Origin of the sequence: Caulobacter hibisci (assembly GCF_016135805.1) — a bacterium.
Classification (GTDB): domain Bacteria; phylum Pseudomonadota; class Alphaproteobacteria; order Caulobacterales; family Caulobacteraceae; genus Caulobacter; species Caulobacter hibisci.
Genome location: NZ_JADWOX010000011.1, coordinates 33,718 through 52,594 on the forward strand (window position 1 = coordinate 33,718; position 18,877 = coordinate 52,594).

Sequence of the window (18,877 nt, forward strand, 5' to 3'; positions counted from 1 at the left end):
GTCCTTGGATCGGGTGTTTCAGGCGACGGGCCGCAGGCGATAGTGGCTGACGCCCCAGTCGCGGCCGCCGCGATGGCCGAACAGGCCGGCCGTGGCCAGGAAGAACAGTCGCCAGCGCCGCCGCCACAGGCCGGCGTGGTCGCCATAGACCTCGACCAGCAGCGGATCGATCACGGCCCGGGCGGCGTCGAACCGCTCCAGCCATTGCCGGGCCGTGCGGGCGTAGTGCGCGCCGCTCCAGCGCCAATCCATGGCCACCTCGAACAGGTCGGGAAACTGCCAGGCCAGATCGTGGCTGGGCATGATGCCGCCGCTGAAGAAGTAGCGGCCGATCCAGTCGTCCGGATCGTCCGCCTCGAAGCGGTAGGGCGTGGTGACGTGGGTGAAGACGTGGATGAACAGCAGGCCGTCGGGCTTAAGCCAGGTCCGCGCCTTGGCCAGCAGGGCCCGCCAGTTGCTCATGTGCTCGAACATCTCGACCGAGACGATGCGGTCGAAGCGCTGGCCGGTGTCGAAGACGTTCATGTCGGCGGTGACGACGGTCAGGTTGGTCAGGCCCCGGGCGGCGGCGCGCGCCTCGATGAAGGCTCGCTGCGGAGCCGAGTTCGACACCGCCGTGATCGTCGAATTGGGAAAGCGCTGCGCCATCCAAAGCGACAGCGAGCCCCAGCCGCAGCCCAGCTCCAGCACGGCCTGGCCGTCGCGCAGGTCGGCGTGTTCCTCGGTCTCGCGCAGGGCGGCGACCTCGCTCTCGGCCAGGGTGTCGGCGCCCGGCGGGTAGAAGCCGCTGGAATATTTCAGGTTCGGCCCCAGCACCGCCTCGAAGAAGGCGGCCGGCAGCTCGTAGTGCTGGGTGTTGGCGTCTTCCACATGGGTGGCGATCGGGCCCTCGCCCATCGCTTCCGCGAAGCGCCGGGTCGCATCGGACGGGGCGTCCTCGAGCGAGCGACGGGCGCTGGACACCAGCCGGTCGATGGCCAGCCGCGAGACGACGTCGGGAACCGGAGCATCCTGGGCCAGACGCACCAGGCTGCGGACCAGGCCCGCCTGGGCGCGCCCGCGCTCGCTCTCTGGAGCCCGCTCGGCCAGCATCGTCGCGTCGGTCATGGTCCCTCCGTCGGATCGCCGCTTCAGGCCATCTTCGAGGAAGCTACGGCGCGGAACGATGGACGGATGCATGCGTCCAAGGGCGACGCCGCTCCGTAGCTGCAAGCATAGCCTTGCCAGGAGCCCGCCTTGTCGCTGTCCAGTCCGTCTCCCCGTCTCTCCGGCCGCCAGCATGTCGCCGTGGTCGGCTCCGGCATTTCGGGCCTGTCGGCGGCCTGGCTGCTGTCCAAGCAGCACGAGGTGACGCTGTACGAGGCCGACGACCGGCTGGGCGGCCACGCCCATACGGTGGAGGTCGGCGGAGCGGCGGTGGACACCGGCTTCATCGTCTATAACGAGCCGAACTATCCCAACCTGACGGCGCTGTTCGCGCACCTGGGCGTCGAGACCGCGGCCAGCGACATGTCGTTCGGCGTGTCGCTCGACGACGGGGCGCTGGAATATTCGTCCACCAAGCTGCTGGCCCAGAAGCGCAACCTGGTGAACCCCCGTTTCCTGCGGATGCTGCTCGACGTCGTGCGGTTCTACCGGTCCGGCACGCGCGACGCCCGCCTCCTGGGCGACGACGGGTTCTGCAGCCTGGCCGACTATCTCGACGCCCAGGGTTTCGGCCGGGCGTTCCAGGAAGACCACCTGCTGCCGCAGGCGGCGGCGATCTGGTCGACCTCGCTGGCCGACATCCGCCAGTTCCCGGCCCGGGCCTTCCTGCGCTTCTTCGACAATCACGGCCTGATGCTGCCGATCGACAAGAGGCCGATCTGGCGCACGGTGGCCGGCGGCAGCAGGCGCTATGTCGAGACCCTGGCGGCCGACACCGACGGCGAGATCCTGCTGTCGCGGCCGGTGCGGCGGATCGAGCGCCACCCCGACCACGTGACCATCGAGGACGGACGCGGCGAGGTTCGCCGCTACGACCAGGTGGTGATCGCCGCCCATGCCGACCAGGCCCTGGCCATGCTGGCCAAGCCCACCACGGAAGAGACGGCTCTGCTGGGCGCCTTCCGCTACAGCCGCAACCGCGCTGTGCTGCATCGCGACCGGGCCCTGATGCCGCGCCGCGCCTCGGCCTGGGCCAGCTGGAACCACGTCGGTCATCGCGGCGGGGAAGGGCGGGGCGGCGTCACCTACTGGATGAACCGCCTCCAGCCGCTGCCGAGCGCGGACCCGTTCTTCCTGTCGCTCAATCCCGACCGCGCGCCGGACGCGGCCCTGCACGACCAGGTCTACGAGCATCCGCTGTTCGACGGTGCGGCCATGGCGGCCCAGGCGGACCTGTGGTCGCTGCAAGGCGTGCGGCGCACCTGGTTCGCCGGGGCCTATTTCGGCTCGGGCTTTCACGAGGACGGGCTTCAGGCCGGCCTGGCGGTGGCCGAGCAGCTGGGCGGCGGGCGCCGGCCCTGGCAGGTCGCCGATCCGTCGGGCCGCATCACCCTGGGCGCGACGGCGCCGGCCGCCCTGGATGAGGAACTGGTCGCATGACCCTGCGCTCGGCCCTCTATTCCGGCCTCGTCGTCCATGACCGCGCCCGGCCGCGCCGCCATCGTCTGAGCTATCGGATCTTCATGCTGCTGCTCGATCTCGACGAGATCGAGGCGGCGGGGCGGCGGCTGCGACTGTTCTCGCACAACGGCCCCAACCTGCTCAGCTATCACGACCGCGACCACGCGGGGCGGCGGCGCGAGCCGGTCAAGCCGCAGATCGAGGCGCTGCTGGAGGCTCACGGCCTGCTCCAGCCCGGCGGCCGCATCGCCGCCCTGTGCATGCCCAGGCTGTTGAACCACGGCTTCAACCCGCTGGCGGTCTATTTCCACCACGACCGCGATGACCGGCTGGCGGCGGTGGTCTATGCAGTCAGCAACACCTTCGGCGAGCGGCGCGACTACGTGCTGCCGGCCGAAGCCCGCGAGGACGGGGTGGTGGTGCAGGGCTGCGACAAGACCTTCTATGTCTCGCCCTTCCTGCCGATGGACTTGCGCTACGCCTTCGCCCTGGTCCCGCCGCGCGAGGCGGTGCGGATCGGCATCGACGTGCATGACGACGAGGGGCGGGTGCTGGCGGCCAGCTTCACCGGCCGGCGCGAGCCGTTGACCGACGCGGCCCTGCTGCGGGCGGCCTTGACCCATCCCTGGCAGGTGATCGGGGTGCTGGCGGCGATCCACTGGGAGGCGGTGCGGATACTGCTGAAGGGCTTCCGCTTCTTTCCCAATCCGCGCCTGGCCCTGAAGAAGGCCAGACGGGAAAGCCCCGCGCCGACCGCCTGAAAAGAACCGGCTGAAAAGAAAAAGGCGGCGCGGGAAGGTCCCGCGCCGCCAGTCGTCGTCCTTCCGGGGAGGAAGAGCGGTCAGAACACGTAGCGGACGCCCATGAAGAACTGGCGGCCCGGGGCGGCGTATTGGGTGACCACCGGATCGTCGGCATAGCCGAAGCGGTTGCTGGTCTCGTTGGTCAGGTTCAGGGCCTCGGCGCTGAACGACAGGTTGCTGGTGAACTTGTAGCTGAACGAGGCGTCGACGTTGGTGGTCGACTCGCTGCCCAGGAAGTCGTTGACCAGCGGAGAGTCGCAGTAGCCCGGATTACAGCTGCCCGAGGCGATCGGGTACTGGGTGTAGTACTTGGCGCGATAGGCGGTGGAGACGCGCGCCGACCACTTGTCGGTCTCGTAGTAGACGGTGACGTTGAACGAGTCCGGCGAGGCCCCGGTGAACGGACCCGGCGCCACGACCTGGGCGCGCCCGGGGGTGGTGACGACGCCCGACGAATTGCGGATCTCCAGCGCGCCCGGATCGATGATGTAGCTGAGTTCCGATTCCAGGTGGGTGTAGTTGGCCTGGACGCCCAGCTTGTCGAGGAACCACGGCAGGAAGGTCAGGTTCTGCTGGTAGCCGATCTCGAAGCCGCGGATATAGCCGCCCGGCGCGTCGCGGTACTGGCGCACGTCGAAGGTCTGGTTGTTGATGTAGGCGACCTGGGCGTTCTTCTGGTCGAGCGTCCCGGTGCCGGCGTTGATGCCGATGATCAAGTCGGCGATCGCCTGGGCCGGTAGCACGTCGGCCAGGGTCGAGGAGCTGACGACGGTCTGCGGGAAGCTGCGGACGTCCTTGTCGAACACCGCGAACGAGATCAGCGACCCCTGGCCGAAGTACCATTCCAGGCTGAGGTCGAGGTTGATGGCGCGGAACGGCTGGAGCTTGGGATTGCCGACCGTCAGCGTGCCGCCGGTGGTCGAGCCCGAGCTGTTGGGCGCGCTGAAGGCGGTGATGCTGGGCGCCAGGTTGGCCAGCAGCGGACGCGCCATCACCTTGGCCGCGCCGAAGCGCAGCAGCAGGCTGTCGGTCAGGTCGTAGGCCATGTTCAGCGACGGCAGGACGTCGGTGTACTTGTTCTCGCCGTAGATCGGGCGGTTCAGGTTGGTGAAGCCGTAGGAGTCGACCTCGGTGATGGCGTAGCGGGTGCCGACGTTGCCGCGCAGTTCCCGGTCCAGGACCAGGGTGCGGTAGTCGAACTGCACGTAGGCGCCGGTGTCGGTTTCATCCACGCCGTAGGTGTTGGCCGGGTTCGACAGGGTCGAGGTCCGCCAGTCGCCCCACTTGTTGATGCACTCGCAATTGAAGTCGAACAACTGCGTGAACTTGTCGAGGTCGGGCGCCAGGAAGGCGGTGGTGGTGCCGGCCGGGACGTCCAGGCCGTTGCCCCAGTTGATCAGGCGGCTGGTGGCCGCCACCGAGCTGCCCGCTTCCTTGAACGACGGGTTCAGGGTCTCGCCCGACGAGCCGCCGGCGCGGCCGGTGCGCGAGGTGAAGAAGCCGTACTTGCGCTGGGTGGCGCCGAACTTGATCGTCAGGTTGTCGTCGGCGTCGTAGGTGAAGTCGAAGCGCGTGCCGGTGTAGCGGTTGTCGGTCAGCGAGCGGTAGATCCGCAGCGACGAATAGCCCTTCACGAAGTCCCAGTTGGCCGGGTTGGTGGCGTCGAAGCCGAAATTGACCAACGGCATCGAGCCGCCGACCCGCTCGTCATAGACGAAGTAGTCGTTGCCGGCCGTACCGTTGCCGGAGTCGAGCTTGAGGTAGTCGGCCAGCAGGCCGGTGCCCTTGTTGTACGAGCGCGACTTGCCCCACAGGGCGGTCATCCGGAACTTGTCGGTGAACTCGTGTTCCAGGGTCAGCGAGCCCTGCTGGAAGAAGGTCGTGTAGTACTGCTGGTCGGCGGCCGAGCGGATGTCGACGTTGCCCAGCTTCAGGTAGCTGGCGTTGGCGCCGCTCTCGCTGAGGGCGGCGTCGATCAGCTTGACGCTGGGACGGCCGATGAACAGGTCGCGCATGGCCAGGCCGTCGGCGCTGGCGATGTAACCCGGCGACAGCGGGTTGTTGTAGTACTCGTAGGGATCGCGGTTGTTGGGGTTGTAGCTGAACTGGTAGCCCGCGAGCGGCGTCAGGCCGTTCAGCGACTGGCCGCAGTCCAGCGGTTGCGACACCAGGGTGTTGTTGGCCCCGGTGCTGCCCTCGGTGTAGTTGCAGCCGGCGTAGAGGCCGCGCTTGACGGTGGGCGTGCTGCTGGCGCCGGCCGTGTTGTAGTTGGCGGTGGTGTTATTGCGGTTCAGGCCGACGGCGCTGATCTGGTAGTTGGTCGAGCTGTTGTAGAAGCGCGAATAGACCCCGTCGAAGGTGATCTTGGTGCGGTCGGTCGGCTGCCATTGCAGGGCGCCGGTGATGCCCAGGCGCTCCTGCTCCAGCTCCTGCTGGTTGATGGTCGGCAGGGCCGGGATGCGGATCAGCGAGCCCGGGGCGGTCGTGGTGGTGACGCCGCCGGCGCGGGTCAGCTGGGCGCCGATCGGGTTGTTGATCAGGGCGTAGGCCGTCGGGTTCGAACCGCGCAGGGCGTTGCAGAGCGCGACGTTGGTGACGTTGACGCCGGGAACGACGCCGTTGTTGCAGGCGGTGCCGGTCGGGGCCGCGAAGCCCTGGCGCTGCAGGATCGACGTGCCGTTGGTGTTTAGCGAGGTGCCGGCGAAGGTGGCGCCGCGATAGGTGTAGTCCGACTGGCCGGCCTGGCGGGCGTAGCTGTCGATGGTGCTGTTGCGCTCGTTGTAGGCCAGCGAGAACAGGGCGCCGAACTGGCCCCAGTTGGTGTCCCAGCGGTCGGAGACCAGGCTGGCGATGCGCGGGTTGTGATGCTTGCCGGCCTCGTAATAGGCGTCCTGCACCGACAGGGCCAGGCGGCGGCCCTTGAAGTCGAGCGGCCGGCCGGTCTGCAGGTCGACCGTGGCGCCCAGCGAGCCTTCGTCGGTCTCGGCCGAGGCGGTCTTCTGGACCTTCAGCGAGTTGAACAGCTCCGAGGCGAAGACGCTGAAATCGAAGCCGCGGGTGCGGTTGCCGCTGGTGCCCGAGTCGTTCGAGCCGGCGGTCGACAGGGCTTCCAGCCCGTTCAGGCGCACGCGGGTGAAGTCGGGACCCAGGCCGCGGACGGTGATGGTGCGGCCTTCGCCGTTGTCGCGGTCGATCGACACGCCCGGCAGGCGTTGCAGCGACTCGGCGAGGTTGGCGTCGGGGAAGTCGGCGATGTCCTCGGCGTTGATGGCGTCGACCATCACGTTCGAGTTGCGTTTGACGCTGAGGGCGCTCTGCAGGGCGGCGCGGTAGCCGGTGACGACCACTTCCTCGACCGTGCTTTCCTCGGTCTGGGCCGGTGCGGCCGGGGTGGTTTGGGCGAAAGCGGCGCCGGCCATCAGCAGGCTGCCGGCGACGGTCAGAGCGCCGAGCGACGCGCGGTCGCATAGCACGCGGGCGCGGCTCCGCCGCGAGGTGACTTGCAACATATTCCCTCCCAGTTCTTCCCAACGGGCAGGCTCTTGGACGGCCACCCGCATCTATTTCTTGTTGGTAACGGTAACCGCCACCGGTGTCATTAAAATAGCTACCGGTGTCATTAAGGCGAAACATGGCGTCGGGATCAAATCGAAATCGATCCGCCGATGTCGATAATGGCAAATATGCGGGCGGGCGTAGCTTCCAGGCAACAAACCAGCGGTTTCCGAAGCGAGGTTGGGACCGCGCGCCGACCAGCGCGCGGTCCGCCGAAAGGGACGGCCCGGTCACCAAAAGAGCCGGGCGGCGGACCGTCCGGCTCTTTCCTGTCGCGCGATCCGCGTGGCTCAGCGGGTGATCTTGCCGGGCAGGCTGAGATCGCCCGAGGCGACGTCGAAGATGTCTGATATGCACAGCAGCGGCGCGTGCAGGTTGGCGTTGACCTTCAGGGCCGAGGTCACGCCGTCGAACTTCACCCCCTCGATCGCGCCGATCACCTCGGCCGGGACCTTCACCTCGACGGTGTCGGTCGCCAGCGTGGTCGGATAGGTGGGGCTGTCGATCAGCAGCGGCACGCCGGGCCAGGTGGCGGGCATCTTGGGCTTGGTCCCGGCGGGGATGTCGCGGACCTTCAGCGCGCCCTTGCCGCAGGCCTCGTCGGGAACCAGCACCACCCAGTGCGGATGCCAGACGTGGCGGTTCACACCGCCATAGGCCGCGTCGTCGAAGTCGGGGTGGAAGGTCACCGCCAGGGCCAGGATCCCCTGGTCGCCCTCGAAGCCGACGCTGCCGCTGTTCAGCGAGGTCGGCCAGACATAGCTCCACACCGCGCTGCCGGAGAACTGGCCGGTGACCTTTGGCTTGAGTTCGCCGGCCTTGCCGCGCACCTGCACGCGGAAGACCACGTCGGGGCCGATGCTTTTCACCTGCGTGCGCACGATGTCGAACGGGGCGAGGATCGCTTCCTTGGCCGGCGACACCACGTCCTGGGCCAGGGCCGGAGCGGTCAGGAGGGCCGTGGTCGCGACGGCGGCGCTGAGAAGGCGGAGCATGGGGCGGTCTCGCGAAAGACGCCGCGACGTTGCGCGGCCGGGAACGCCAAGGTTCCACGGCCGCGCGGTTCCGCCTTGGACGGGGCGGACGCCGTTTTCTTCAAGTCGGGCGAGCGGTCGCTCAGCCGGCGGCCAGCCAGGCCTCCAGGTCCTTCAGGGCCCGCAGGCTCATCAGCCGCTTCTTGGCGCGGCCGCGTTCCTTCAGCGGGATCTTCTTGCCGTCCTCGTCGACCTTGGGGGCCTCCAGCGGCGGCAGCAGGCCGTAGTTGATGTTCATCGGCTGGAACGAGCCACCCCGGGAGCCTTCTTGCTCGCCCTCCAGGTGGCCGCCGGTGATGTGCTCGACCAGGGCGCCCAGGGCCGTCGTGGCCGGCGGGGCCTCAAGCGCGCCGCCCTTGCGCTCGGCGGCGGCGAAGCGGCCGGCCAGCAGGCCGATGGCGGCGCTTTCGACATAGCCCTCGACGCCGGTCACCTGGCCCGCGAAGCGCAGGCGCGGCTGGGCCTTCAGGCGCAGGCCCTTGTCCAGCAGCTTGGGCGAGTTGATGAAGGTGTTGCGGTGCAGGCCGCCCAGGCGCGCGAACTGGGCGTTCTCCAGGCCCGGGATCATCCGGAAGACGTCGGCCTGGGCACCATGCTTCAGCTTGGTCTGGAAGCCGACCATGTTCCACAGGGTGCCCAGGGCGTTGTCCTGGCGCAGCTGGACGATGGCGTAGGACTTGACGGTCGGGTCGCGCGGGTTGGTCAGGCCGACCGGCTTCATCGGGCCGTGGCGCAGGGTCTCGCGGCCGCGCTCGGCCATCACCTCGATCGGCAGGCAGCCGTCGAAATAGGGGACGTGCTCCCACTCCTTGAACTCGGCCTTGGGGCCATCCAGCAGGGCGTCGATGAAGGCCTCGTACTGCTCCTTGTTCATCGGGCAGTTGATGTAGGCGGCCGCGTCGCCGCCGGGGCCTTCCTTGTCGTAGCGCGACTGGCGCCAGGCGACGTCCATGTTGACGGACTCAAGGTGGATGATCGGCGCGATGGCGTCGAAGAACGACAGCTGGCCCTCGCCCGACAGGTCGAGCACCGCCTGGGCCAGGGCCGGCGAGGTCAGCGGGCCGGTGGCGACGACGACGCTGTCCCACTCGGCGGGCGGCAGGCCGGCGATCTCCTCGCGGACGATGGTCACCAGCGGATGGGCTTCCAGGCGACGCGTGACTTCTTGCGAGAAGCCGTCGCGGTCGACCGCCAGGGCGCCGCCGGCCGGCACCTGGTGCTGGTCGGCCGCCGATAGGATGATCGAGTCGCAGCGCCGCATCTCGGCGTGCAGCAGGCCCACGGCGTTGAACTGCCAGTCGTCCGACCGGAATGAGTTGGAGCACACCATCTCGGCCAGTCCGTCGGTCTGGTGGGCGTCGGTGGTGACTTTGCCGGTAGCGTCGTCGCGACGCATTTCGTGCAGGATGACGGGCACGCCGGCCTGGGCGATCTGCCAGGCGGCCTCGGAACCGGCGAGGCCGCCGCCGATCACGTGAATGGGGGAGGTGGTCATGGGCGCCCTCATACCTCCGCCCCGCCCAAGACGGAACCGTCGTTTGGACGGCTTTCGCGTCTCGCGGGGCGACGCGGCGGCCGGGGCGGCGTAGAATCAACCTCCCGCGCGCGCCGACTCGTCGTCTGATGGCTCGGCGCGGGCTAGGATCTTCCCGGCTGACAGGGTTGGAACGAGATGGGCGAGGCAGCGATCGGCGCGACGGCGCGGGCCGGGGTCACCGGGGTGACGCGGGACGTGCCGCGCACCTGGGCGGCCCTGGGCGTGGCCAGCCTGGTCGGCCTGGCGGGCCGCTATGCCGGCGGCGGCTGGGTGCTGCTGGCCGACTTCGTCGCCGCGGCCCTGGCCTATGGCGCGCTCTACCGCGCCGCCTTCGATCGTCCGAGCGGCCTGGCCGGCCTGCGCTGGGGCCGGGAAGAGGCGCTGCTGGCTGGTGTGCAGCTGCTGCTGGGCCTGATCTTCCTGGTGGTCATCGCCGTGCTGCTGGTGGTGGTCGGGGCCGTGGCCCTGGGCGTCGCCCGCGCCGCCGCGCCCGGTTTCGACGCCACCTCCAGCGAGGCCTGGAAGGCGGCGCTGTCTGGCCCCCTGGCCGCCTTCGCCGCGAGTCTGGCGCCGCTGGCCAGCCTGGCGGTCCTGGCCTGGCTGGCCGCGCGGCTGTCGCTGGCCCCTGCCGCCAGCATCGCCGCCGGGCGGCTGCAGGTGCTCAGCGCCTTCGACCTGACCAAGGGTCGGGCCGGGCTGCTGGTGGCCCTGGGCCTGGTCTTCTACCTGCCCAGCGTGCTGATCGCCGCCGGCGGCAAGGCGGCCTTCGACGGCCCCGCCGCCCTGGCGGTGCAGGCCGCCGCGGTGGGCCTCTACTATTTCTGCGTCGCGCCGGCCTGGACGGCGGCGTGCGTCCACGTCTACAGACACGGCCCGAGCTTGGCCGTCGCCGAGCGGACGGAAGCCTGATGATGATCGCCCTGTCGTCCGTCGCCGCCGCCCTCGAAGGGCCGCGCACCATGCGTCGCCACCCCGCGTCCCTGCTGGTCTGGGGCGCGTTCTACTGGGCGGCGCTGATGCTGCTCTGGGTCCTGCTCTACGTGGCCTTCGGGGAAGAGGTCCGCCGCGATCTGGCCCAGACCCACTTCACCGCCGATCCCAAGGAGGTGCTCGACCTGGTCAAGCACCTGGGCGGGGCCATGGCGCTGCTGATCCTGCTGGCGGCCGCCATCTGCGCGGTGCTGGCCGGGGCGATCCTGCGCTCGGTCCTGCATCCCGAGCAGAGCCGGGCGGCCTATCTGCGGCTCGGCGCGGACGAGGTCCGCCTGTTCGTCGTGGCCCTGATCACCTGGCTCGCGGCCCTGTTCGTCACCGCCATCCCCAGCGGCCTGCTGACCCTGCTGACGGCCACCGTGGCCGGCGCCGGGGCTAGCGGCCTGGCCGGCTGGATCGCCTTCATCGGCGGCTTGGCGGTGATCGGCCTGTCGATGTGGGTGGGGGTGCGCCTGTCGCTGCTGTCGCCCCAGACCTTCGCCGAGGGCAGGATCAACCTGCGCGAGGCCTGGGTGCTGACCCACGGCCACTTCTGGGGCCTGCTGGGCATGTTCGTGCTGAACCTGTTCATGGCCGTTGTGCTGACCCCGATCGTCTTCTGGATGTTCGGCGGGCTGCTGACCGGCGCGATCGCCCTGATCGGCGGCGGGTCCAAGCTCTTCGTGCTGCTGGGGCTGCTGGCGAACCTGCTGATCGCGCCGCTGGCCTTCACCGTCCAGACCGTGATCCTGACCGCCGGCCCGGCCCGCGCCTATCGCCAGCTGCACCCGGATATTTGAAGCGCGGGCTCTGTCCCTGACCAACGAAGCTTGTTACGCGTTCCTGCCTGCGACACACAGCGCACAGGGCGAGCAAGACCAAGATGAAGACCTTCTCGGCGACGGACGCGGCGATCTCCGGATTCCGTCTCGTGCGCGAACACCCCAAGGCCATCGGGGTCTGGGTGATCGTCTCGACGATCGTCTCGGCGATCGTCGGCGTGCTCACGGTCGCCGTGTTCGGCGGGCAGCTCGACACCTTCACCGAGCTGAGCAAGGACACCTCGCCCGACCCGACCGAGACCCTGCGGGCCATGGCCAGCATGGGGCCGTTCGTGCTGTTCTCGCTGGTCTACAGCCTCGTCTACTATTCGGTGCTGCTGGCGGGGGTCTATCGCATCGTGTTGCGCCCGGCGGACTCGCGCCGGGCCTATCTGCGCCTGGGGCGCGACGAACTGCGCCAGGCCGGCGTGTCGATCCTGCTCGTGCTGGTGCTGACCGGGATCTATTTCGGCGGGGTCCTGGCCCTGATCCTCGTGGCCGGCGTGCTGTCGGTGGTGTCCAAGCCCCTGGCCGGACTGGCGGGCTTCCTGCTCGTCGTGGCCCTGTGCGCCGGGCTGATCTATGCCAGCGTGCGGCTGTCGCTGGCCAATGTGCTGACCTTCGCCAAGGGCAAGATCGACGTCTTCGGCTCGTGGCGCCTGACCAAGGGCCGCTTCTGGCCGATCTTCGGCGCCTACTTCGTGGCGACCGCCCTGTTCTTCGTCGTCTACCTGCTGCTGGCCCTGTTCGTCGTGCTGCTGGGCGGGGCGTTGAGCGGCTTCGATCTCGACACCCTCAGCGAGCTCCTGAAGTCGTCGCAGGCCACGAACCTTGAGACCCTGCTGAAGCCGACCGGCATACTCAGCCTGGCCGTCGGCGGGCTGATGGCGGTGCTGACCAGCGTGACCATCTACACCCCCTCGGCGGCGATCTATGCCGCCATCGTCGAACCCGACGCCGAGCCGGCCCCCGCCGAAAAGCGCGGCCCGTTCGACGTCTGATCGGGCCAGCCTGATCGAGGAATGCAAAAAGGGCGGCGGGGAAACCCGCCGCCCTTCTCTGTTTCAGGCTTGCAGCTTTCGGCCTGTCGTCAGGCCCGCTTGGTCTTCTTCAGCTCGCCCACCCGCGCCAGGCGGCGCTCCTCGTGGCGGTCGAGCAGTTCCTTGAGGTACTTGCCGGTCCAGCTGGCCTCGACCTTGGCCACGTCCTGGGGCGAGCCCACGGCGACGATCTCGCCGCCGCCGTCGCCGCCCTCGGGGCCAAAGTCCAGCAGCCAGTCGGCGGTCTTCACCACGTCGAGGTTATGCTCGATGACGACCACGGTGTTGCCCTGGTCGACCAGCTCGTGCAGCACCTCCAGCAGCTTCTTGGTGTCCTCGAAGTGCAGGCCGGTGGTCGGCTCGTCGAGAATGTAGAGCGTGCGGCCGGTGGCGCGCTTGGACAGCTCCTTGGACAGCTTCACGCGCTGGGCCTCGCCGCCCGACAGGGTCGTCGCCTGCTGGCCCACCTTGATGTAGCTGAGGCCCACGCGCTTGAGGGTCTCCATCTTGTCGCGGATCGGCGGCACGGCCTTGAAGAAGTCGGCGGCCTCCTCGACCGTCATGTCCAGCACGTCGGCGATGGTCTTGCCCTTGAACAGCACGTCCAGGGTTTCGCGGTTGTAGCGCTTGCCCTTGCAGATATCGCAGGTGACGTAGACGTCGGGCAGGAAGTGCATCTCGATCTTGATGACGCCGTCGCCCTGGCAGGCCTCGCAGCGGCCGCCCTTGACGTTGAAGCTGAAGCGGCCGGGGCCGTAGCCGCGGGCCTTGCTCTCCGGCAGCTGGGCGAACCAGTCGCGGATCGGGCCGAAGGCGCCGGTATAGGTCGCCGGGTTCGAGCGCGGAGTGCGGCCGATCGGGCTCTGGTCGATGTCGATGACCTTGTCGAAATTCTCCAGGCCCTCGATGCGCTCGTGCGCCGCCGGGGCGTCGCTGGCGTTGTTCAGGCGGCGCGCGGCGGCCTTGTAGAGGGTCTCGATCGTGAAGGTCGACTTGCCGCCGCCCGAGACGCCGGTGATGCAGGTGAAGGTGCCGACCGGAATCGCGCCCGTGACCTCCTTCAGGTTATTCCCGCGCGCGCCGATGACCTTCAGCATCTTCTTCTTGTTGATCGGCCGGCGCTCTTCCGGCACCGCGATCTCGCGCGCGCCGGTCAGGTACTGGCCGGTGACGCTGTTGGGGTTGGCCATGATCTCGGCGGGCTTGCCCTCGGCGACGATCTCGCCGCCGTGCACGCCGGCGGCCGGACCCATGTCGATCACATAGTCGGCGGTGAGGATCGCCTCCTCGTCGTGCTCGACGACCAGCACCGAATTGCCCAGGTCGCGCAGGCCCTGGAGCGACTGCAGCAGGCGGGTGTTGTCGCGCTGGTGCAGGCCGATCGACGGCTCGTCCAGCACGTAGAGCACGCCGGTCAGGCCGCTGCCGATCTGGCTGGCCAGGCGGATGCGCTGGCTCTCGCCGCCCGACAGCGTGCCCGAGCCGCGCGACAGGTTGAGATAGTCGAGGCCGACATCGACCAGGAACCGCAGGCGATCATTGATCTCCTTCAGGATCCGCCGGGCGATCTCCATCTGCTTGTCGGAGAGGTGGCCTTCGAGGGCTGTGAACCAGTCGCGGGCCGGACGGATGGCCAGGCCCGAGACGGCCGCGATGTCCATGCCGTGAACCTTGACGGCCAGGGCCTCGGGCTTCAGGCGCTTGCCGCCGCAGGCCTCGCAGGGGGTGTCGGACTGGTAGCGGCCCAGTTCCTCGCGCACCCAGCTGCTGTCGGTCTCGCGCCAGCGGCGCTCCAGGTTCGGCAGCACGCCCTCGAAAGGCTTGTCGACCTCGTACTTGCGGGCGTTGTCGTCGTAGGTGAACTTGATCTTCTCGCCCTTGGAGCCGTCCAGCACCACGGCGCGGGCCTTTTCCGGCAGCTTGTACCAGGGCTCGTCCATCGAGAAGCCGTAGTGCCGCGCCAGGGCCTGCAGGGTCTGGGTGTAGAGCGGCGAAGGACCCTTCGCCCAAGGCGCGACGGCGCCCTTGTGCAGGCTCTTGTCCTTGTCCGGGATGATCAGGTCGGCGTCGAAGGCCAGCTTCGCGCCCAGGCCGTCGCAGGTGGGGCAGGCGCCCGCCGGATTGTTGAACGAGAACAGGCGCGGCTCGATCTCGGCGATGGTGAAGCCGCTGACCGGGCAGGCGAAGCGCTCGGAGAAGAGGAGGCGCTTGGGCTCCTTCTCGCCCTCGTCGATCGTCGCCCATTCGGCCACGGCCAGGCCATCAGCCAGGCGCAGGGCCTGCTCCAGGCTGTCGGCCAGGCGCTGCTCCATGCCGGCCTTGGTCACCACGCGGTCCACGACCACGTCGATGTCGTGCTTGAACTTCTTGTCGAGGGCCGGGGCGTCCTCGATCGGATAGTATTCGCCGTCGATCTTCAGTCGCTGGAAGCCGGCCTTCTGCCACTCGGCGATCTCCTTGCGGTACTCGCCCTTGCGGTCGCGCACGACGGGGGCCAGCAGATAGAGGCGCGTGCCCTCGGGCAGGGCGGTGATCTTGTCGACCATCTGGCTGATGGTCTGGCTCTCGATCGGCAGGCCGGTGGCCGGCGAGTAGGGAACCCCGACCCGCGCCCACAGCAGGCGCATGTAGTCGTGGATCTCGGTGACCGTGCCGACGGTCGAGCGCGGGTTGCGCGAGGTCGTCTTCTGCTCGATCGAGATGGCTGGCGACAGGCCCTCGATCAGGTCAACGTCCGGCTTGCTCATCAGTTCCAGGAACTGGCGGGCATAGGCCGACAGGCTCTCGACGTAGCGGCGCTGACCCTCGGCGTAGATGGTGTCGAAGGCCAGCGAGCTCTTGCCCGAGCCCGAGAGGCCGGTCAGCACGACCAGCTCGCCACGCGGGATGTCGACGCTGACGTCCTTGAGATTGTGCTCGCGGGCGCCGCGGACGCGGATGAAGTTCAGTTGCTCGGCCATGGTGTCCGGAACGCTCGAAGGCGGATTGGGAGCCGCGGATGCTCGCGGCGAAGCGGCTATATGTAGGGTTCTGCCGCGCCATTAACACAAGAACAAGATGCGAACAAACGCCGCAGCCAACCTGCTGCCATTCCTGCTGACACCAGATGTCAGCAGAAGGGGCGCCAGAGGCCGCCGCACGGAGCGCAAAGCGGCCCCTGAAGCGTCGCAATTCCGACGCCATCGGAGCGGGAGTTGTCGGGATGCAGCAATCCTTGGTGGCGGGTCATGGGGCGGGCGAGGCGATGGGCGGTGGCGGTCCCGGCAGGCGTGGCGGCCAACCTCCTGCTGATCGGCCTGCTGTCGCTGGTCGAGCGCGCGTCGCCGCCGGTCGAACCGCCGGTGATGCAGGTCGAGCTGGATCGGATCGAGGACGAGTCTCCGCATCCGGCGTCGACGCCTAGACGGCAAAAGGCCGGCGCCTCGCCCGCTCGGCCGTCTGTGTCGTCCGCGACCTCTCCAGTCGGCGAACCGGGCGCCTCCGAAGGCGAAGGGCCGTCGGCTTCCGGCGTGAGCGGCCCCGCCGCTCCGGCGATCGACCCCGCCTGGCGCGTCGATCCCAAGGCGGTCGAGCGCTGGAAGCTGACCGAAGGCAATCCCGACTATCGCTGGGGCCGCTATCACCGGGCCTGCCAGGGCCTCAGCAACGAGCACCTGACCGACGAGGAGAAGGATCGCTGCTATGGCGGGTTCGCGGCCAAGGCGCCGTCGCCGCAGATGGGACCCGTGGGCCGCCGGGCCCCGCCGCCAGCGAAGTTCGTCCCTCGCGGCCTGCCGCCGCCGCCTTCGCCCTTCGCCGAGGAGGCCCGCAAACAGGCCCGCTGCGGCGCCTACCGCTCCGGCCGCGCTTCTCAGCCCCGGCTGCGCGACGGAATCTGCTGACAGGGCCGCTCAGCTTGCCGACCGGCGTTCGCGGGCGTAGAAGCCCGGCTCCACCCCCTGATGGAGGCCGCCATGATCAGCAAGACGGAAGACCGCTTCGTCCTTCCCGTTTCCCTGTTCGTGGTTTCCCATGCCCGCCTTCATCACACTGGACTCCGTTTCCGCCGCCGCCCCTGACGGCCGCGTCCTCTTCGACACCCTGAACCTGTCGGTCGGCGCCGAGCGCGTCGGCCTGGTCGGTCGCAACGGCGCGGGCAAGTCGACCCTGCTGGCGCTGATCGCCGGCGCGCGTGGGCCCCTGGCCGGGACCATCGCCCGCACCGGCACGATCGGCGTGCTCGACCAGACACCGGAGCTTGCGCCGGATGCGATCCTCGCCGACCGCCTGGGCGTCGGCGCGGCCTGGCGGCGTCTCGCGCGCATCGAGGCGGGGCAGGGCGACGAGGCCGACTTCGCCGAGGCCGACTGGACCCTGCCGGCCCGGCTGGACGAGGCCTTGGCGGAGGTCGGCCTGACGGGCCTGGATCCCGACCGCCCCGCAAGCGCGCTCAGCGGCGGCCAGCAGACCCGCGCCGGTCTCGCCGCCCTGCTGGTAGCCGCACCCGACCTGATCCTGCTCGACGAACCGACCAACCACCTCGACGCCCAGGCCCGCGATCTGGTGGCGCAGGTGCTGGCGCGCTGGAAGGGCGGGGCCATCGTCGCCAGCCACGACCGCACCCTGCTACGCGGCATGGACCGCATCGTCGAGCTCTCAAGCCTCGGCGCGGCCAGCTACGGCGGCGGCTACGACCTCTATGCCGAGCGCAAGGCGGCTGAGCGGGACGCCGCCGGCCGGGCGCTGGATACCGCCGAGCGCGACGAGCGCCGCGCCGCCCGCGACGCCCAGGCCGCGCTGGAGCGCAAGGCTCGCCGCGACGCCGCCGGCAAGCGTTTCGCCGCCAAGGGATCGGAGCCCAAGATCCTGCTCGGGGCCCGGGCCGAGCGGGCCGAGAACACCGGCGGCAAGGAGCGCCGTCTGGCCGAGCGGCTGCAAGGCGACGCCCGCGAGGCGGTCGAGAGCGCCGAAAGGCGGGTCGAGCGGGCGCGGACCCTGGGCTTCGACCTGCCGCCGACCGGCCTGCCAACGGGGCGGCTGGTGCTGTCTATGGAGGACGTCGCCTTCGCCTGGCCCGGCCGGCCGCCGGTGCTGGAGGGCGTGAGCCTGCGCCTCGCAGGCCCCGAGCGCGTCGCCGTGCGCGGTTCCAACGGCGCGGGCAAGTCGACCCTGCTGAACCTCGCCGCCGGGGTGCTGGCGCCGACCGTCGGCGCGATCACGCGCGGCGTTCCGGCGGTGATGCTCGACCAGTCGCTGGCGATTCTGCGGCCGGACGAGACCCTGCTTCAGGCCTTCCTGCGTCTGCACCCCGCCGCCGATCGCAACGCCGCCCAGGCCGCCCTGGCCCGCTTCCTGTTCCGCAACAGCGCCGCCGACCGGACGGCGGGGTCACTGAGCGGCGGCGAACGCCTGCGCGCGGCCCTGGCTTGCGTGCTGGCCGGGCCGACGCCGCCGCAACTGCTGATCCTGGACGAGCCGACCAACCACCTGGACCTGGACTCGGTGGCGGCCGTGGAGGCGGCGCTGGCAGGGTATGATGGGGCGTTGCTTGTCGTCAGCCACGACGCGGATTTCCTCGATGCGCTCGGGGTGGAGCGGGAGATAGACCTCTGATCCCTCTCCCCTTGCGGGAGAGGGTGGCCTCCGAAGGAGGTCGGGTGAGGGGTCTCTCAGAACTTTGCGGAGAGGCCTTTCGCCCCCTCATCCGTCGGCTTCGCCGCCACCTTCTCCCGCAAGGGGAGAAGGGACCTATTTGGCGTCCCGAGCGATTACGCGGTCCGGCGGGTGACATCGTCGCCCAGAAACCGCCCGGTCCCCAAATAGGCCAGCACCTGATCGCCCACCCGGGGATTGAAGATCATCAGCGTATGGGTCACCGGCAGCACCACGTGGTCGCTCATGCCGGCGATGCGGGTCGCGGCCACCGAGACCTTGCCGTCGTGCGGATGGGGCAGGATCAGCCGAGGCAGGATCGGGTCGAGGGCGCGGTCGCCCGCGATGATCCCGAGCTCGAAATCGACGGGACCGAGCAGGGCTTCGTCGTCAGCGGATCGCGCCGTCAGCATCTGCGGCGCCATCGCCCCCAGCGCCAGGCGGTTCAGCCGCAGGCGGGAGAGCGCGTCGGCCCATTCGCTGCCGCCGTTGGGCGGGGCCAGCATGACCACCCGGCCCAGGGGCTGGGGTCGCTGCCGCACCACGAGCGCGCGGGCGACCAGGCTTCCCAGCGAGTGGGCGACGATGTGCAATGGGCCGGCGAAGGTCCGCTTGAAGGCGGCCAGCTCCGGCAGCAATCGGTCGACCACCTGAGGCAGGGGTGCGCGGAAGGAATAGGTCGGCGCCCAGGTCCGGAAGCCGGCGGCTTGCAGCCGGGCGCTCAGCTTGCCCATCGACCGCCCCGTACGGCTGTGGCCATGCAGGAGCAGCACGCCCTGCTCGGCGCGGTCGTCCAGGGTCTTGGCCAGGGTCTCGGGATGAGCCAGGGTCATGTGGTGTTGGGGCGGGTAGTGGCGGTGAGAGAGGGATTTCACTT

13 protein-coding genes are annotated in these 18,877 nt (G+C 69.4%); 7 read left to right on the forward strand and 6 right to left on the reverse strand.

Going from position 1 to position 18,877, the window contains the following annotated elements:
- Window positions 1-18 precede the first annotated feature (18 nt).
- Window positions 19-1,107, reverse strand: a complete 1,089-nt coding sequence (locus I4Q42_RS15745; RefSeq protein ID WP_408611078.1) for an SAM-dependent methyltransferase — start codon at window positions 1,105-1,107, stop codon at window positions 19-21.
- A 129-nt stretch (window positions 1,108-1,236) separates the two neighbouring features.
- On the opposite strand from I4Q42_RS15745, the gene I4Q42_RS15750 reads away from it, so the two are divergent.
- Both I4Q42_RS15750 and I4Q42_RS15755 read left to right on the forward strand, forming a co-directional pair.
- Window positions 1,237-2,586: an NAD(P)/FAD-dependent oxidoreductase gene (locus I4Q42_RS15750; protein ID WP_198577039.1), complete on the forward strand. Its 1,350-nt coding sequence runs from the start codon at window positions 1,237-1,239 to the stop codon at window positions 2,584-2,586.
- A complete protein-coding gene (locus tag I4Q42_RS15755) occupies window positions 2,583-3,368 on the forward strand; it encodes a DUF1365 domain-containing protein (RefSeq protein WP_198577040.1) in 786 nt (261 codons plus the stop codon). Before I4Q42_RS15750 ends, I4Q42_RS15755 begins: the two co-directional genes overlap by 4 nt.
- Window positions 3,369-3,448: 80 nt before the next feature.
- Here the strand turns inward: I4Q42_RS15755 and I4Q42_RS15760 are convergent, their stop codons facing one another.
- The 3 genes from I4Q42_RS15760 to trmFO all read right to left on the reverse strand — a co-directional run bounded on the left by I4Q42_RS15760 (window position 3,449) and on the right by trmFO (window position 9,506).
- Entirely contained in the window at window positions 3,449-6,919 is a 3,471-nt protein-coding gene (locus tag I4Q42_RS15760) for a TonB-dependent receptor (RefSeq protein WP_232793190.1), read from the reverse strand.
- A gap of 336 nt (window positions 6,920-7,255) precedes the next feature.
- Window positions 7,256-7,960 carry a hypothetical protein gene (locus tag I4Q42_RS15765; RefSeq protein WP_198577041.1) on the reverse strand — a complete coding sequence of 235 codons (705 nt, stop codon included), beginning with the start codon at window positions 7,958-7,960 and terminating at the stop codon, window positions 7,256-7,258.
- Window positions 7,961-8,081: 121 nt separating this feature from the next.
- Window positions 8,082-9,506, reverse strand: coding sequence for a methylenetetrahydrofolate--tRNA-(uracil(54)-C(5))-methyltransferase (FADH(2)-oxidizing) TrmFO (trmFO, locus tag I4Q42_RS15770; protein ID WP_198577042.1), 1,425 nt, complete (start codon window positions 9,504-9,506; stop codon window positions 8,082-8,084).
- A 165-nt stretch (window positions 9,507-9,671) separates the two neighbouring features.
- On the opposite strand from trmFO, the gene I4Q42_RS15775 reads away from it, so the two are divergent.
- The 3 genes from I4Q42_RS15775 to I4Q42_RS15785 all read left to right on the forward strand — a co-directional run bounded on the left by I4Q42_RS15775 (window position 9,672) and on the right by I4Q42_RS15785 (window position 12,330).
- Window positions 9,672-10,445 (forward strand): hypothetical protein, encoded by a 774-nt coding sequence (locus I4Q42_RS15775; RefSeq protein WP_198577043.1) that lies wholly within the window; start codon window positions 9,672-9,674, stop codon window positions 10,443-10,445.
- Complete coding sequence (locus I4Q42_RS15780) at window positions 10,445-11,308, forward strand: hypothetical protein (protein WP_232793191.1); 864 nt, start codon at window positions 10,445-10,447, stop codon at window positions 11,306-11,308. Before I4Q42_RS15775 ends, I4Q42_RS15780 begins: the two co-directional genes overlap by 1 nt.
- Window positions 11,309-11,391: 83 nt before the next feature.
- Window positions 11,392-12,330 carry a hypothetical protein gene (locus I4Q42_RS15785; RefSeq protein ID WP_198577044.1) on the forward strand — a complete coding sequence of 313 codons (939 nt, stop codon included), beginning with the start codon at window positions 11,392-11,394 and terminating at the stop codon, window positions 12,328-12,330.
- A gap of 89 nt (window positions 12,331-12,419) precedes the next feature.
- On the opposite strand, the gene uvrA is transcribed toward I4Q42_RS15785, so the two are convergent.
- A complete protein-coding gene (gene uvrA, locus I4Q42_RS15790; RefSeq protein WP_198577045.1) occupies window positions 12,420-15,329 on the reverse strand; it encodes an excinuclease ABC subunit UvrA in 2,910 nt (969 codons plus the stop codon).
- Window positions 15,330-15,620: 291 nt separating this feature from the next.
- Here uvrA and I4Q42_RS15795 point away from each other — a divergent pair, with 291 nt between their 5' ends.
- Both I4Q42_RS15795 and I4Q42_RS15805 read left to right on the forward strand, forming a co-directional pair.
- Complete coding sequence (locus I4Q42_RS15795) at window positions 15,621-16,250, forward strand: hypothetical protein (protein WP_198577046.1); 630 nt, start codon at window positions 15,621-15,623, stop codon at window positions 16,248-16,250.
- Between the two features lie 130 nt (window positions 16,251-16,380).
- Window positions 16,381-17,961: an ABC-F family ATP-binding cassette domain-containing protein gene (locus I4Q42_RS15805; protein WP_198577048.1), complete on the forward strand. Its 1,581-nt coding sequence runs from the start codon at window positions 16,381-16,383 to the stop codon at window positions 17,959-17,961.
- Between the two features lie 155 nt (window positions 17,962-18,116).
- On the opposite strand, the gene I4Q42_RS15810 is transcribed toward I4Q42_RS15805, so the two are convergent.
- Complete coding sequence (locus tag I4Q42_RS15810) at window positions 18,117-18,833, reverse strand: esterase/lipase family protein (protein WP_198577049.1); 717 nt, start codon at window positions 18,831-18,833, stop codon at window positions 18,117-18,119.
- Window positions 18,834-18,877 lie beyond the last annotated feature (44 nt).

Bases quoted from the DNA above. Each gene is read 5' to 3' on its own strand.
- I4Q42_RS15785 (WP_198577044.1), top strand. From the start codon at position 11,392: ATGAAGACCTTCTCGGCGACGGACGCGGCGATCTCCGGATTCCGTCTC.
- uvrA (WP_198577045.1), bottom strand. From the start codon at position 15,329: ATGGCCGAGCAACTGAACTTCATCCGCGTCCGCGGCGCCCGCGAGCAC.
- I4Q42_RS15780 (WP_232793191.1), top strand. From the start codon at position 10,445: ATGATGATCGCCCTGTCGTCCGTCGCCGCCGCCCTCGAAGGGCCGCGC.
- I4Q42_RS15805 (WP_198577048.1), top strand. From the start codon at position 16,381: ATGCCCGCCTTCATCACACTGGACTCCGTTTCCGCCGCCGCCCCTGAC.
- I4Q42_RS15775 (WP_198577043.1), top strand. From the start codon at position 9,672: ATGGGCGAGGCAGCGATCGGCGCGACGGCGCGGGCCGGGGTCACCGGG.
- I4Q42_RS15810 (WP_198577049.1), bottom strand. From the start codon at position 18,833: ATGACCCTGGCTCATCCCGAGACCCTGGCCAAGACCCTGGACGACCGC.
- trmFO (WP_198577042.1), bottom strand. From the start codon at position 9,506: ATGAGGGCGCCCATGACCACCTCCCCCATTCACGTGATCGGCGGCGGC.
- I4Q42_RS15760 (WP_232793190.1), bottom strand. From the start codon at position 6,919: ATGTTGCAAGTCACCTCGCGGCGGAGCCGCGCCCGCGTGCTATGCGAC.
- I4Q42_RS15765 (WP_198577041.1), bottom strand. From the start codon at position 7,960: ATGCTCCGCCTTCTCAGCGCCGCCGTCGCGACCACGGCCCTCCTGACC.
- I4Q42_RS15745 (WP_408611078.1), bottom strand. From the start codon at position 1,107: ATGACCGACGCGACGATGCTGGCCGAGCGGGCTCCAGAGAGCGAGCGC.
- I4Q42_RS15755 (WP_198577040.1), top strand. From the start codon at position 2,583: ATGACCCTGCGCTCGGCCCTCTATTCCGGCCTCGTCGTCCATGACCGC.